The following is a 14,833-nucleotide window of genomic DNA, read 5'->3' as shown; positions in this document are numbered from 1 at the left end:
ACACCTAATGGAGGATAGAGGTATGATACAAAACATAATGATAACCAAGTAAACTTATTGGAATTTGAATTATCAATTGCATTAACGTCGCTTGTCGACCGGACCGCCGGAGACATGCCTAGGGACTTTCTTGTGTTCCCGTGGTATGTCTTTTTTTGCGTTACCGAACGAGCCCTCGCATGAAAGGAGTTTCGGAAATATGGTATTTGATCGCAAGCCATCCTGCTGCTGCACAGCACCAAGGAACGAAACGGCAGCTGCGGTAGAAGCAGACATCGATACGGCACGGGCCGCTTCGGCGTCAGATGCAATGCCGCTCGTCCGCGGGCTGCTTAGGAAAGACATGGTTTATTTGCCCGGCAGCGAATTTCTCATGGGTACGGATGACGAGGAAGGATTTCCGCAAGACGGTGAAGGCCCGATACGACCGGTTAAGTTATCCCCCTTCTATATAGATGCCTGCGCCGTCACAAATGCGGAATTCGCATCATTCGTGGAGGCGACGGGTTTCATCACGGAAGCGGAGCAGTTCGGCTGGTCGTTTGTCTTTCACCTGTTCGCAACGGAGGCTGCGAAAACGGCTGCAAGGCCGGCGCCGGGCGTTCCCTGGTGGTTGGCTGTTAGCGGCGCAAGCTGGCGCAAACCGGAAGGCGAGGACTCACGAATCGACGATCGTCTCAATCATCCCGTCGTCCACGTTTCGTGGAACGATGCCACAGCTTATGCGAAGTGGGCAGGGAAACGGTTACCGACGGAAGCGGAATGGGAATTCGCCACACGAGGCGGGCTCGCGCAGAAGAGGTATCCGTGGGGCGACCTGCTGAAGCCGAATGGAGAGCACCGATGCAACATTTGGCAGGGCAAGTTTCCGGACAAGAACCACGCTTCCGACGGCTATGCTGGTACCGCGCCGGTACGTTCTTTTCCTCCGAACGGCTACGGTTTGTACAACATGGTCGGAAACGTTTGGGAATGGTGCAGCGACTGGTTCACCGCACAGCCCGCGGAGGTGCCGGGTAGCCGCATGAATCCCCAAGGTCCTGCTTCGGGCGCAAACCGAGTCATGCGCGGAGGATCCTATCTCTGTCACAAATCATACTGCAACCGGTACCGGGTGGCCGCACGCAGCTCTAACACACCGGATAGCTCTACGGGCAATATGGGCTTTCGCTGTGCGGCGGATGCGTAGGGCGCGGATATCGAAGGAGGCTTGGAAATGGGAGCATTGATCTCCGCTCGCGATGAAACGGGTGCCGAAACGGAGCGATCCGGTCGGGTGCCGAAGATACATTACCGACTGCGCAAAGAGCTATGGTGCTTGGCTTTCATCGCACCCCAGCTGGCATTGTTTCTCTTGTTCACGGTTTATCCAATTGCAATGAGCTACGTATATGCCTTCTTTGATTGGAATGGCTACGGTCCGCTTAAGCAATTCGTCGGCTTCGATAATTTTGTGGAGACGCTGAAGGACCCGATCTTTTGGAACGCTTTTCGTAACAGTCTTCTGTTCATGATGTGGCTTGTACTCATCCAGGTGCCGCTCGCACTTCTAGCGGCGCTCCTCCTGAATGCCGAATGGCTAAAAGGGAAAATCATCTATCGTACCGTCATCTTCCTGCCGGTCGTGACGACGACGGCTGTCGTCGGCCTCGTCATGCGCTTCGTGTTCGGTGCATACAAGGGATTATTCAATAGAAGTGCTGCTGAAGGCCGGATTGATCTCGCAGTCCGTTGACTGGCTTGGTTCGGTGGACACGGCGTTCATCATCGTTGTGATCGTCGGTATCTGGAAGAGCTTTGGCATGAAAATGGTCTATTGGCTTGCGGGCATTCAATCGCTGCCGAAGGAGCTGTTCGAATCGGCGCGGATCGATGGAGCTACATCATTCCAGTTATTCCGTTACATTATGATTCCGCTCCTGCTGCCAGTCGGAAGTGTGATTGTCCTCATGTCTGCGGTCAATGCGCTGCACGTGTTCGATTTGGTTCAGACGATGACGGGTGGCGGACCGGCGTTCAAGACCGATATGGTTGACGTGTACATTTACCGGTACGCCTTCTCGGGAAGCGGGGAGGCAAGGGTCGGCTTCGCATCGGCTGCGGGTGTACTGTACGGTATCGTCATCATGGTCATTTCGATCGTGCTGGGGTTGTTCGTCCGCTTGGCGGGCGGACGCAAAAGTCAGAAGTCGTTTTGAAAGGAGATTGAACGTATGCAAAGAAAACGATGGCGCGGGCCGAGACTGCTGCTTCATCTCATCTTGATCGCAGCTGGCATCGTCTGGATTTATCCGTTTATTTGGATGCTGACGGCGTCGCTGAAAACGACGAACGAATATATATCGTCGGGTATAACGCTGCTGCCGAAAAAGCTTCAATTCGGCAACTACGAGCGGGCGTGGGAAACGGCACATTTCTCGGTTTATTTTTGGAACACCGTGATCGTGACGGTTTGTGTTGTAGTCCTCATATTGGCCGTGTGCGCCTTGACGGGCTATGCGGTAGGCAGGTTTCGGTTTCGCGGACGGATTGCGTTTATTTCCGCAGTGACTGCCACGATGTTCATGCCCAAAGGCTATACAATCATTCCGGTCTATTCGCTCGTGAATGCGCTCGGGCTGAACAATTCGCTTTGGGGTGTTATTCTGGCCGAGGCCGGTGGCGGGCATGTGTTATTTATTCTGCTCTTCGTCGCCTACTTCCGGGGACTTCCGAAGGAGCTCGAGGAGTCCGCGGAAATCGACGGCAGCGGATTCTTCCGGACGTTCGCGACGATCATGCTGCCGCTGGCGAAGCCGGTGATCGCCACGACAGCAATCATGCAATTCATGTGGACGTGGAACGCATTCCTAATGCCGCTCGTCTTCACGCTGAGCAAACCGGAGCTGAGGACACTCGGCGTCGGCATGTTCCAGTTCGCGGGCGAGAACACGATGGATTGGACAGGTTTCGCCGCGGCGGCGAGTATATCGCTGATTCCGATCTTGGCCGTTTATATGCTGCTGCAGAGGTATTTTATCGAAGGGGTCGCAGGGGCCGTAAAAGGCTAGAAGGCGGCTATTATTTCAGGAGGTTGGAGTCATGAGCAAAAGAGGATTTCAGTTGACGGGCGTAATCTTGTTGGGGGCATCGGTCGCGCTTGCCGGCTGCTCCGACAGCGGCAATAAGGCGGATGATACTGGTAACAAAGCGACTGGTACTACTAACGCAGGAACGAAGAATGCCGGCGCCGATGGCGGCGAAACGGTCGTGACGCTGTGGGGCGCCAGCGATTTCCTAAAAGGTGACGCGAGTCCCGGCCAGCAGATGGTTAAAGAATTCAACGAACAGAACAAAGGCCATATCCGCGTCGAAGCGCGATATATGCCTTGGTCGGAGTACAATACGGCCGTTCAGGCAGCGGCGACCTCCGGCGAGCTGCCGGATATTTTTCAGACGCCGCAGGATACGGATATCCGAACGATCGTGTCGAACGGCTGGGCGCTGCCTTACGACGGTCTCGTGTCAGAGGATTGGAAAAAGCAGTTTACCGCAGCTTCCTTCGCGGAGGGAGTCAACGTAATCGACGGCAAGACGTATTCGTGGCCGCTGACCGGCCCGCAGCTGGGATCCATCCTGTATTACAACAAAGGTGTGTTGAAAGCGGCGGGACTCGACCCTGAGAAGCCGCCGACGACATGGGATGAACTGCGCGCGGCGGCCAAAACCGTTACCGAAAAAGGGAAAGGCGATGTCTTCGGGCTCGTATTCGGCGGCGGTGAGAAGGGTGATTCCTCCGGCATCACAAAGTTCGTCGGATCGCTCGCCGGCGGAATCGACCCGCAGGCAGCAAGCGGCTTCGATTATAAGACGGGGCGTTATGAATACAGCTCAAGCGCGATCGTCGACTCGTTCAATTACTTGACGCAGCTCAAAGCGGACGGCAGCATTCTGCCTTCTTCCTACACGTTGAAGAGCACGGAAGCAAGCGCGCTGTTCGGCCAAGGCACGGCCGCCTTCCTGATCGACGGCCGTGCCCGGATGTGGATCGTCAAACGGGATTCGCCGGACATTCAGCTGGGCCTGGCCTCCGTTCCGACGAAGGACGGCAGCAAACCGACTTACTTCTATGTATCTTCCGATCCTAGCGGTTATCTGATTTCGTCAAGCTCGAAGCATGCCAAGGAAGCGGGGGAGTTCATCGAGAAAGGGTTAGCCTCCCCGTTGTTCTACGAGAAGTATTTGCACAGCGGCGTTGCCTTGACGCCGATTGCGACCATCAACGAGAACAAATCGCTCTATCCTTATCCGGAGTTCGATACGTTCCTGCAGCTGCATCAATCCGAGTTGAAGCTGCGGCCGGACAACGCCATTCGCAATCCGCAGACGGCAAAGGTGATCGTGGAAATGGGGAGTCTCACCCAGCCGAAAATCAAACCGGCCTACAGTGACATTCTTCAGTCAGTACTGATCGGCGCGCAAAGCGAGAAGGATATCGCGAAGCTGCTTCAAGCATACGACGAGAAGTTGAACAAAGGGCTTGACGACGCCATCGCAAAAGTGAGTGGCGCCGGCACGAATGTCAGCCGTGACGACTTTACGTTCCCGAACTGGGATGCCTCGAAAGATTATACGCAGGACGATTACAAGCAATTAAAACCATAATGCGGATGAGAGGTGGCGAAACGTGAGCCGCAAGCCGAATATTTTGCTCATTACAAGCGATCAGCAGCATTGGAACACGATCGGCGCCTTCAACCCGGAGATTTCCACGCCGAATCTTGACCGGCTCGTCCGCGAAGGCACTGCGTTCACCCGGGCGTATTGCCCTAACCCGACCTGCACGCCGACGCGAAGCTCCATTATTACGGGGCAGTATCCGAGTCAACACGGCGCCTGGACGCTCGGGACGAAGCTGTCCGAGGACGCACATACAGTGGGCGAGGATTTCCTGAGCGCCGGGTACGAGACGGTGCTCGTCGGAAAGGCGCATTTTCAGCCGCTCGCATCCACGGAAGAATTCCCTTCATTGGAAGCTTATCCGCTGCTGCAGGATTTGGCATTCTGGCGGACGTTCGATGAGCCCTTCTACGGCTTCCGGCATGTGGAGCTCGCCCGCAACCATACGAACGAAGCGCATGCGGGGCAGCATTACGCCTTATGGCTCGAGGAGAAGGGCTTCGCGAATTGGCGGGACTATTTCCGGCCGCCGACCGGCACGATGGATCCGAAGGCCCGGCATCATTGGCCGATCCCCGAAGCGTACCATTACGACGCTTGGATCGCGGAGCGAACGAATGAACGATTGAAGAAGTATGCCGAAGAGGAGAAACCCTTCTTCCTATGGGCCAGCTTCTTTGATCCCCATCCCCCGTATCTGGTGCCGGAGCCATGGGATACGATGTATGATCCGCTGCAGCTGACGCTTCCGTCTAAGCGTGATGGGGAACACGAGGCAAATCCGCCGCATTTCCGGCTGGCAAGAGAGGAGGCTCCGGATTTCTCCGCTTATGCGGAAACGAGGTTCGGGATGCACGGCTTCCGCTCCCATCGGCATGACGGCGAGAAGCTGCGAAAGGACATCGCCGTCTACTATGGGATGACGAGCCTGATGGATAAATATATCGGACAGATCTTAGACCGGCTCGATGAGCTCGGTCTGGCGGAAAACACCCTCGTTGTGTTCACGTCCGACCACGGGCATCTGTTCGGCCAGCACGGCCTCATTGCCAAAGGGCCGTTCCATTACGAGGGCCTGCTCCGCGTGCCGATGATCGTACGCTATCCGGGCCAGGTGCCAGCGGGCAGGAAATCCGCGTCGCTTCAGTCACTCGTGGATTTCGCACCGACGGTTCTCGGCTTCGCAGGCCTGCCAATTCCGAGGTCTATGACCGGAGTCGACCAAAGCGCGGTATGGAGCGGGGAACGAGAAGGCGCTAGGAATCATGTGCTTTGCGAGAACCACCACGAGCCGTCGACAATTCATTTGAAGACGTATGTAAATGAACGGTATAAGCTGACCGTCTATTATAACCGGACGTATGGGGAGCTCTTTGATTTGGCCGAAGATCCGCAGGAGGTGCGGAACCTTTGGGACGATCCGGCACATGCAGCGCTGAAGACGGATCTGCTGCTAAGATTCGCTTGGGCGGAGCTCGGCAAGGAACCGATGCCGATGCCGAGAATCGCGGGAGCGTGAATCCGGTCGTCCGTCCGGCAGAAAGGAGTGGTAGAGCATGGACGATAACGAAGCCGCCGGCATCGCGTATCCCGAAATGGCGCGACTGCGGCGCCTCTCTCCGCGGCCGCCGCTCGGCTGGAACAGCTTCGACTGCTATGGCTGCGCGGCTTCCGAGGATGCGCTGCTCCGCAACGCAGAGGTCATGGCGGAGCGGTTGAAACCGGCAGGCTATGAATATTTCGTCGTGGACAACGGCTGGTTCGCGGAGTATGCGATCGCTCCCGGCAGTCGGTACCCAATCGTTAGACATGCTGAGGATGTGAACCTGGATCGCTATGGGCGATATCAACCGTCGAGGTGTTATTTTCCGGTTGGGCTAGGGCGGTTAATCGATCGGGTCCACGGGCTGGGACTGAAATTCGGTCTGCATCTTATGCGCGGCATCCCGCGTAAGGCCGTTGCTCAGAATCTGCCGATTCTCGGCACATCTTACCGAGCGTCTGATATTGCCGATGTCGAAGATACTTGTACTTGGTGCCCCTACAACTACGGCGTTAATATGGACCATCCCGGCGCGCAGGCATATTACGACGGCCTGATCGCCATGCTGGCCGGCTGGGGCGTCGACTTCATCAAAGCCGACGACATTACGGGCTATCCCCGAGAAATCGAGGCGATCGCGAAGGCAATCGAAAAATCTGGCCGGCCGATGCTCCTTAGTTTATCGCCCGGCGGGCAGACTTCGCCGCAGTATATGACGTCCTATAAGAAGGCGAACATGCTGCGGACAACACGCGATATTTGGGACAACCGTGCCGATCTCGACAAGGCATTCGAAGCATGGAATGCCTTTGGCGCCTTCGGCGGGGACGGCTTCTGGACCGACTTGGATATGATTCCATTCGGCCATTTGCAGCTGTGGAAGCCCCGAAACGACGGAAAGTCGCTGGAAGATACGCCCGCCGAGGAGGAACTTAACGGCAAAGGTCATGAGCGGATGAGCGGACTGACCGGGACGCAAAAGCATACATTCATGACGATCCGGGCACTGGCGGCATCTCCCCTTTTCATGGGCGGCGATCTGCCGACGTCGGATGACTTGTCGTTCGCGCTTCTCACAAATCGGGATATGCTGGCCTGCAACCAGAACGGTATCGTCGGAACACGAGTGTACCAAAGAGAGGAGCTCGAGGCTTGGCGGACGCCGCATCGGTCGGTGGACGGAGAGGGCTGGATCGGCATTTTCAACCGGGGTGCGTCCGAGCGGCAGGTGAGACTGACGCTCGAAGAACTAGGGCTTCAATCTTCTCGACAGATGACCGGCTTCAAGTTTCGGTCTATCTGGCAAGATCCGCCAGATTATCAGGTCCGCGATAACGTTTTAACGGCCTCGATTGACGGAGACGGCGTACTGTTTATTCACTATTACAATAACGATAGGAGTTGATCGACATGGCTAATCAAAGCCGGCAGCCGAACGTGATCGTCTTTTTCACGGATCAGCAGCGCTGGGACACGACCGGCGCTCACGGCAATCCGCTTGGACTCACACCGAATTTTGATCGGATGGCGTCAAGAGGAACGCATTTGTATCATTCGTTTACATGCCAGCCGGTCTGCGGGCCGGCGCGGTCCGTGTTCCAAACCGGACTTTACCCTACGACGACGGGCTGCTTCCGCAATAAAATTCCGCTTCCGGAAGGCAGCCGCACGCTTGCCCATTATTTCAACGATGCGGGTTATCAAACCGGCTACATCGGAAAATGGCATCTCGCGGATGAAAATCCCGTGCCGGAAAGCGGACGCGGAGGCTACAAGTATTGGTTGGCGGCCAACGCGCTCGAAAGTACATCGGAATCTTATGATGCCGTAGTGTTCGACAACGATAACGAACGGGTCAAATTGCCGGGGTATCGCGTAGATGCGCTGACGGATGCTGCTATTCGTTTTATCGATAAGGAGCAGGACAATCCATTCTTCTTGTTTCTATCTTTCCTAGAGCCCCATCATCAGAATCATCGGGACGATTATCCGTCTCCGGACGTCTACACGGAAGCGTATACGGGAAGATGGACGCCGCCGGACTTGACGGCGCTTGGTGGGAACAGCGCTCAGAATCTCGGCGGCTATTACGGCATGGTCAAGCGGCTCGACGAGGCGTTAGGCCGTATCTTTGACGCTGTCAAGAGCCTGGACCTGGCGGAGGAAACAATCATTCTGTTCACCTCCGATCACGGCTGCCATTTCAAAACTCGCAACAGCGAATACAAACGGTCCTGTCACGAGAGTTCGATCCGCGTGCCGACCGCGGTCATCGGCCCGGGATTTGATAGCAGGGGGCAAATTAGGGAGCTGGTCAGCCTGATCGATATCGCGCCGACACTGCTGGATGCGGCCGGAATCGAGGTCCCGGCGCAGATGCAGGGACGATCGATTTTGCCGCTGCTGCGCCGAGAGACGGAAGGCTGGCGGGACGATGTGTATGTTCAGATCAGCGAGGACGGCATCGGCCGCGCCATTCGTACATCGCGTTGGAAGTATGCCGTGGCCTCTCTTGAAGGCGCGAAGGATGCGCCTTCTACGGACATTTACGAGGAGCGGTATTTATACGACTTGCAGGCAGACCCCTACGAGCTGACGAACTTGATCGGCTTCGAGTCCCATCGCGACGTGACGGCTGTATTGAAAGAACGGCTGCTTCGCCGCATGGTCGAAGCGGGCGAAGCGCCAGCGACGATCAATGCCGCGGAAAGCAAACAAAGTAGGCAGAGACGCGTGAGCGCGTCCGAAGTTCGAGCATAGCGAAAGGGGATTTTTCTTATGACCAATTCCATTGTACTTATATCTGACGAGCACAATCCATTCTACTCTTCCGTGTACGGACATCCGTTTATTCGGACGCCGAATATGGAGCGTCTCGCGCGCGCGGGCACCGTCTATGAAAACGCGTACTGCCCGTCGCCGCTGTGCAGTCCGAGCCGAAGCGCCTTCTTCTCCGGGAAAAGAGTGCATGAGCTCCAAAATTACAGCAACTGTAATCTTGCAATTCCCTCCGAGGCGCCGGCTTATGGCAGCGTGCTCCGGGAGCAGGGAGTCTATACGGCTTATTTTGGCAAAACGCATGTTTATGCGCCTGCCGACAAGCTTGGCTTCTCTGAAATACATGGCTGGAAAGAAATGAAGACACCGGGCGACGTCAATTTCGTTCGGCGCCCGTTGGCTATTCGAGAAGGAGCGGCTGATCGTGCGAACGGATTCGGTGTCAAGGAGGAGGCGTTCGACGGCGATTTGAAAGTCATGGACGCGGCGCTCCGCTGGTTACGTGAGACGGCGCCGACGCTGGATGCGCCTTGGAATTTGACAATTAACCTGCTGAACCCGCATTTTCCCCAATGGAACACGGAGGCCTACTGGAATCTGTATCCGGAAGCTGCGGATTTGCCACGGCTCGGCAGGAATGAGGCGAGCGCCAATCATCCCTACGCGCAGGATCTCCGTGACCATTTCGAAACGGATTTATTCACAGAGGCGCAAATCCGCGGTCTTCGGCGCGGGTATGCGGGCAATGTTGCCTTTGTCGACGACCAGCTCGGTCGTCTTCTGGATGCGGTAGACGACGGTGGCTTTCGCTCCACGACGCAGGTTGTCTATACGGCGGATCACGGCGACATGCTCGGCAAGTTCGGCATGTGGTGGAAATGCTCTCTTTATGAGGATTCCGTGCGGATTCCGTGCATCGCGGCCGGTCCAGGGTTCCCAGAAGGGGAGCGCGTCCGTACCCCGGTTGATCTTCACGACGTGCAGGCCTCGTTGTTTCAAGCTGCTGGAGTGAAACGTCCTGCAGACTGGGTCGGCAGCCCGCTGCAACTCATTCCGGCCGATGATGCCGAGCGGGTCATATTCTCCGAATATCACGGGCATGGAACGCGCTCCGGGGCCTTCATGATTCGCAAGGGCGACTGGAAGCTCATTTATTGCACGGAAGCGCCGCATCTCCTGTTCGACCTGGCGGATGATCCCGATGAGCGTTTCGATGTGCTCGCCGATCATCCGGTGAAAGCGTCGGAGCTGGAAAATGAACTGCGCCGCATCTGTTCGCCGGAAACGGAGGACGAACGCGCCCATGCGTTCCAAGCGCGACAGTCGGAGCTGTTGGCAACAGGAAAGCCATGAGCGGCTCCGGCACATACAGGGAAGAAGAGCTGCTCTCTGAGTATGGACATGAATTCGCAGAATACCTATATCACACGCCGTCCGAATTCGAACGGCAAGGCGGGCTTTGGGTCATCCGCTCCGGCCGCAATTTGGCGAAACCGAACTATGAGGTGGGTCCAAAGGTAATCGAGTGCTTTTCGGTTCACGCCGTCGTGAGCGGAAGCATCTTGTTTGATTATGGCGAGGGAACGGTGCACCTTAACCAAGGGGATTTGTTCTGCCTGTATCCGGGACTTCGATACAGCTATCGAATCACCGCTGGCGAGAAGCAACTGCGGTTGTATTGGCTTGCTTGCCAAGGCAGCCATGCTGAACCACTGTTCGCACGCATCGGGTTCAGCCGGGAGGAACCGTACGTTCGAGACCGCTGGCTGCCGAGTCACGAAAGTGAGATGGACCGCATTCATGAGCTGTTGCGGACAGAAGGAGGTAGTCGCTACGAGGTTCAATTGCTGTCCAGGATGTACCGAGTGTTTGATGCCTTAGGCGCTGCGCCCACCGAAGCGTCTTCATCTTCAACGATTGCAGATTGGCTTGCGCGGGCGATCTTGTACATGGACACCCACTATACGGAAGGAATCGACGTTGCGGATGCTGTCAAAGTCGCCGGTGTCCATCGCTCGCGCTTCTATCAAGCTTGCAGCCGTCAGCTTGGCATAAGCCCTATGCAATATCTGATCAAGCTTCGAATGGAGAAGAGCTGCGAGCTTCTGGTGGATGGTCAACTAAATATGCAGGCTGTTGCATTGTCCGTCGGATATCCCGACATCTACGCTTTTTCTCGTGCATTTAGCAAATACTACGGCATGGCACCAAGCCACTATCAAGCGGCATTCGGTGATTAATCTCCAGGAAGCCTGTCTCAACGTTCTCGTTGAGACTCGTGTCCGCTAACGTTGTGACCACTATTGATTCTAGCTGCAGATCGTTTACTAGGAAATATAGTAGATTGGTACTGTAATGACAAAATCCCCCTGAGCTCAAATGCCCAGGGGGATTTTGTCATTACAGTACAGAAGGAAGCAAGAAACCAGATGTCGGAGGATAAGAATATATAACCATAACGTGAAAATCCGGTAAAGCGGCTATCCTTCATTTTATTTTATTGGGTTGGTATATCTCCAGTTGATGTATCCTACTCGAATGGCAACTTTCGAAATTTGATGGTTGAAGGGAAAACGGCATCGTCCCGGGCATAAACCAGGATGATGCCGAATTGTTTGGTCTGTGAAAAACAGCGAATTGTCAGATCGGCAACTATACGGTTTCGAAAAACAGCGAATCGTCGACCTCGTCGAGTGAATATTTGCTCTTCGGACCCGGAGTTCGATTTATCCATTTCCCGTTTGTAAAATCAGGAAAAGCGACGGAACTGCCGCCCAAGGCGATCGATTGCTCCGAGAGAGCGGTAACGGCCATCCATGCTGCCGTATCGTAGACGTCGATCGGGGTAGATATTTTCATTTTTACGCTCTCGACAAAAGAACGAAGACAGAGATAATCCATGCCGCCGTGTCCCCCGCGGACTCCCAGACTTATATATTCCTTCCAGAGGGGATGCTCGTTCTCTTCTCTATATGGATCAAATGATTCCCAGGTATGTTCAGGACTTTTCCCCTGCAAATGAATGGAATTATTGTCTTCCATCCAGATGCCTTTGGTTCCTTGCACTCTTCCGGCTCTTGAATAAGGGCGCGGAAGGGTTGTGTCATGGGTAAGAAGTACGGTCTCGCCTTGCGCGCATTTGATCATGGTGGTAACGATGTCGCCCTGGGCAAATTCGGCTTTGGCCATCGGATGATCGGTTCCCCTATGATCCGCAATCCATTCATGGAGTCCCCTTGCTTTCGAAGCCATGGAGGTTAAGGACAAAAACCGGTTGCTCCGGTTGATTCCCAAAAATTTGGAGACGGGACCGATCCCATGGGTCGGGTAAATGTCCGCGTTCCTGTTCAGGTAATTGTGGATACGGTAATGCCGGTTTTCAATCCCCAATGCAACTTCATCCCGAAGATCATGCTCATAACCGCTTTGGCAATGAATCAGTTCACCGAACAAGCCCTTCTTGATCATGTTAATTAAAGCCATTTCATTCCGGCCGTAGCAAACATTCTCCAGCATCATGCAGGGCATCCCGGTCTCTTCGGACGTTCTGACCAGGTCCCAGCACTCTTCCAGAGAGGAAGCTCCTCCAGCCTCAGGTGCGGCATATTTTCCGGCCTTCATGGCGGCAATCGCAATTTCCACATGACTGGACCAGGAAGACGGGATGATCACTCCTTTAATATCGTCCCGGGCCAGCAGCTCCTTATAATCACTGTAGCTTCCGGGCTTCTGACGGCCTGAAGCCACAACCTGATCCACACCCATTCGCAGCCTGTCGTCGTACAGGTCGCAGACAGCCGCGATTTCAACATCTTTCATTTCCAGAAGTGCGCCCAACAGCCCTCTGCCCCTGCCGCCCAAACCGATAACGCCCAGTCTGACTTTCGTTTGATCATCTTTTACATTCATTTCATTACCATCCTCGCTATTGTAACTTCGCAGTGCCGAACTACTTGACTCAGAAATTCCCTACTTGTCCATTATAAATCACATGATATCAGGCGAAAATGACTGAATTTTTTGAAACTTAGTAACTTTCAATATAGTAGTTCGAAGTTTTGGGATTTGAGGGAACGGATTATCGACATTCTTTCGACATGACGGACTTTATTCGCTAGCTCTGAAATAATCGGCAACCTTTTTGATAGCCTTGTACATAAGATTGACGTCTTCCTTGGTATACTTGTCATTCCATACCCAGCGTACCGTTCTTGATATAAGTGTGGCCAAGGAACCTGTACACATGATGTTCCTGAAGACTTCGCACAGTTCAGGGAAAACAACGTCAACCCAGCGATTGATTTGGTTCTTCGCACTAACGAGTCTCGTTACGACAGAGTCGCGGTTGGAGAGAAAGACACGTAGTTCTTCAAAGGCTTCTGGCAAAACAAGGCCGCGACATCATGTCGCGGCCTTGTTTTGCCTAGGCACGGGATCGGCGTTGGCCGGCGAAGCCGTCCGGGCGGCGAATTTTCGCTTGCGGATTAGCAGGGAGATGATCAGCATGCTGGCGCCGTTAATGAGGAAGACGGCGTAAATGGAAATCAAATTGGCCAGGAAGCCGCCGACCACCGGGCCGAGCATCGTCCCCATCTGGGTGGACGCCTGATTGAGGCTGAAGGCGCGTCCGCGGAAGCCGGGGTCTGTCGCCCGGACGATCAGTGCGCTGAGCGCCGGATATACAGCGGCGAAGAAGAAGCCGTATATAAACCGCAGCACCCCGAAGCTGACCAGATCATGAAACGCGATCTGCAGCAAACTGCCGATGCCTCCGCCAACCAATCCGATGAACAGAACCTTCCCGTAGCCGATCCTCTCCCCGATCTTTCCCCAGATTGGAGCAGCGATTAATGTGGCGATCCCGACCGCCGAGAAAATAATGCCCGAGCTCAGCGTGGCCGTTTTCTGGTCGGCCCCCAGCTTCAGTACATAAGCCGTCAGCAGCGGCTCGATAATCATGACGGAGGCAGAGACAGCCAGCGTGATGCCGAGCAGAATCATCAGTCCGCGGTTCGAAGCGGCCTCTTTCAAGTCGCCGGCCACATTCCGCCTCACGGTGGAAGGGCTTATCTTCAGCTCATTGACCCAGATGATCGCAATGAAGAAGGCGATGAATACAAGCCCGGAGGAGACGAGAAAGGTTTCGCGATTGCCAAGCCACTGACTCACCACGCCGCCGACGAGCGGACCGATAATACTGCCCGCTGCGGTGGAGGTGGATAATATGCCAAGCGCGTAGCCGGCGTGGTTTTCCGGCGTGTTGGTTGCAACCAGAGCGACGGTGGCCGGTATATATCCCGCCAGCAGACCTTCCATGATGCGGACTCCGATCAGCTCGTAAGGATTTTGCACGAGAAAATAAAGCAGGTAGGTGATGGTCAGACAGATGCCCGCCCGGATCATCATCGGCTTCCGCCCGTAGCGGTCGGCCAGCGAGCCCCAGAACGGAGCGATTAAGGCGGAGGCGAGGAACGTCACAGCGAAGGTGACGCCTGTCCAGGTCTCGAGGTGGTCCTGCACGCCAAGCTGGTCGTGCAGAAAAATAGGGAGGAACGGGATGGAGACGCAGTAAGCGGAGCTGACAAAGAAAGAGCCGATCCATAAAACAAACAGATTGCGCTTCCAGGAGAAAGCCATGTTATAAACACTTCCGATCCGTAGCATTGCCCCCATCTTATCATGAAAACAAGCGGGACGAGTGATAAGTTTTTGTTTCCCGTGCGATCAAACTTTGTTATAGAAGGTAGTAAACAATAAGGATCTCGGCTGCAGACGGCTCAGAAATCATTAAGACGCCTCCCTTTTCCGTATTGTGGAAGAGGGAGGCGTCTTTCTACTTGTAGAACTTACTCT

General features: G+C 54.9%; 12 protein-coding genes and 1 pseudogene. 10 read left to right on the top strand and 3 right to left on the bottom strand.

Going from position 1 to position 14,833, the window contains the following annotated elements:
• Positions 1-199 precede the first annotated feature (199 nt).
• From ACFPYJ_RS11405 to ACFPYJ_RS11360, 10 genes are all read left to right on the top strand, one after another.
• Positions 200-1,189: a formylglycine-generating enzyme family protein gene (locus ACFPYJ_RS11405; protein ID WP_379188249.1), complete on the top strand. Its 990-nt coding sequence runs from the start codon at positions 200-202 to the stop codon at positions 1,187-1,189.
• Positions 1,190-1,216: 27 nt separating this feature from the next.
• Entirely contained in the window at positions 1,217-1,735 is a 519-nt protein-coding gene (locus tag ACFPYJ_RS11400) for a carbohydrate ABC transporter permease (RefSeq protein WP_379188248.1), read from the top strand.
• Positions 1,698-2,198: a carbohydrate ABC transporter permease gene (locus ACFPYJ_RS11395; protein WP_379188247.1), complete on the top strand. Its 501-nt coding sequence runs from the start codon at positions 1,698-1,700 to the stop codon at positions 2,196-2,198. The genes ACFPYJ_RS11400 and ACFPYJ_RS11395 overlap by 38 nt, the downstream gene beginning before the upstream one ends.
• A gap of 15 nt (positions 2,199-2,213) precedes the next feature.
• Complete coding sequence (locus tag ACFPYJ_RS11390) at positions 2,214-3,050, top strand: carbohydrate ABC transporter permease (RefSeq protein WP_379188246.1); 837 nt, start codon at positions 2,214-2,216, stop codon at positions 3,048-3,050.
• Positions 3,051-3,081: 31 nt separating this feature from the next.
• Positions 3,082-4,644, top strand: coding sequence for an ABC transporter substrate-binding protein (locus tag ACFPYJ_RS11385; RefSeq protein ID WP_379188245.1), 1,563 nt, complete (start codon positions 3,082-3,084; stop codon positions 4,642-4,644).
• 22 nt (positions 4,645-4,666) lie between these two features.
• Positions 4,667-6,178, top strand: coding sequence for a sulfatase family protein (locus ACFPYJ_RS11380; protein WP_379188244.1), 1,512 nt, complete (start codon positions 4,667-4,669; stop codon positions 6,176-6,178).
• A gap of 76 nt (positions 6,179-6,254) precedes the next feature.
• On the top strand, positions 6,255-7,607 hold the full coding sequence (locus tag ACFPYJ_RS11375) for a glycoside hydrolase family 27 protein (protein WP_379188243.1): 1,353 nt from the start codon (positions 6,255-6,257) through the stop codon (positions 7,605-7,607).
• Between the two features lie 5 nt (positions 7,608-7,612).
• A complete protein-coding gene (locus tag ACFPYJ_RS11370; RefSeq protein ID WP_379188242.1) occupies positions 7,613-8,962 on the top strand; it encodes a sulfatase-like hydrolase/transferase in 1,350 nt (449 codons plus the stop codon).
• Between the two features lie 18 nt (positions 8,963-8,980).
• Positions 8,981-10,333 carry a sulfatase-like hydrolase/transferase gene (locus tag ACFPYJ_RS11365; protein WP_379188241.1) on the top strand — a complete coding sequence of 451 codons (1,353 nt, stop codon included), beginning with the start codon at positions 8,981-8,983 and terminating at the stop codon, positions 10,331-10,333.
• Positions 10,330-11,220, top strand: a complete 891-nt coding sequence (locus ACFPYJ_RS11360) for a helix-turn-helix transcriptional regulator (RefSeq protein ID WP_379188240.1) — start codon at positions 10,330-10,332, stop codon at positions 11,218-11,220. The genes ACFPYJ_RS11365 and ACFPYJ_RS11360 overlap by 4 nt, the downstream gene beginning before the upstream one ends.
• A 412-nt stretch (positions 11,221-11,632) precedes the next feature.
• On the opposite strand, the gene ACFPYJ_RS11355 is transcribed toward ACFPYJ_RS11360, so the two are convergent.
• From ACFPYJ_RS11355 to ACFPYJ_RS11345, 3 genes and pseudogenes are all read right to left on the bottom strand, one after another.
• On the bottom strand, positions 11,633-12,889 hold the full coding sequence (locus tag ACFPYJ_RS11355; protein WP_379188239.1) for a Gfo/Idh/MocA family protein: 1,257 nt from the start codon (positions 12,887-12,889) through the stop codon (positions 11,633-11,635).
• Between the two features lie 309 nt (positions 12,890-13,198).
• A pseudogene (locus tag ACFPYJ_RS11350) lies at positions 13,199-13,360 on the bottom strand (IS110 family RNA-guided transposase); the annotation flags it as partial.
• A 21-nt stretch (positions 13,361-13,381) separates the two neighbouring features.
• On the bottom strand, positions 13,382-14,617 hold the full coding sequence (locus ACFPYJ_RS11345) for an MFS transporter (RefSeq protein ID WP_379188238.1): 1,236 nt from the start codon (positions 14,615-14,617) through the stop codon (positions 13,382-13,384).
• Positions 14,618-14,833: the final 216 nt, after the last annotated feature.

The sequence above is a fragment of the Paenibacillus solisilvae genome, from assembly GCF_042656405.1.
Lineage (GTDB): Bacteria > Bacillota > Bacilli > Paenibacillales > Paenibacillaceae > Paenibacillus_Z > Paenibacillus_Z solisilvae.
The sequence above is the reverse complement of the archived record's forward strand: the minus strand, read 5'-3'. Positions and strand labels throughout refer to the sequence as shown.

Excerpts from the sequence above, each read along its gene's own strand:
- ACFPYJ_RS11390 (WP_379188246.1), top strand. The coding sequence starts at position 2,214 with ATGCAAAGAAAACGATGGCGCGGGCCGAGACTGCTGCTTCATCTCATC.
- ACFPYJ_RS11370 (WP_379188242.1), top strand. The coding sequence starts at position 7,613 with ATGGCTAATCAAAGCCGGCAGCCGAACGTGATCGTCTTTTTCACGGAT.
- ACFPYJ_RS11355 (WP_379188239.1), bottom strand. The coding sequence starts at position 12,889 with ATGAATGTAAAAGATGATCAAACGAAAGTCAGACTGGGCGTTATCGGT.
- ACFPYJ_RS11345 (WP_379188238.1), bottom strand. The coding sequence starts at position 14,617 with ATGGCTTTCTCCTGGAAGCGCAATCTGTTTGTTTTATGGATCGGCTCT.
- ACFPYJ_RS11385 (WP_379188245.1), top strand. The coding sequence starts at position 3,082 with ATGAGCAAAAGAGGATTTCAGTTGACGGGCGTAATCTTGTTGGGGGCA.
- ACFPYJ_RS11360 (WP_379188240.1), top strand. The coding sequence starts at position 10,330 with ATGAGCGGCTCCGGCACATACAGGGAAGAAGAGCTGCTCTCTGAGTAT.
- ACFPYJ_RS11375 (WP_379188243.1), top strand. The coding sequence starts at position 6,255 with ATGGCGCGACTGCGGCGCCTCTCTCCGCGGCCGCCGCTCGGCTGGAAC.
- ACFPYJ_RS11405 (WP_379188249.1), top strand. The coding sequence starts at position 200 with ATGGTATTTGATCGCAAGCCATCCTGCTGCTGCACAGCACCAAGGAAC.
- ACFPYJ_RS11365 (WP_379188241.1), top strand. The coding sequence starts at position 8,981 with ATGACCAATTCCATTGTACTTATATCTGACGAGCACAATCCATTCTAC.
- ACFPYJ_RS11400 (WP_379188248.1), top strand. The coding sequence starts at position 1,217 with ATGGGAGCATTGATCTCCGCTCGCGATGAAACGGGTGCCGAAACGGAG.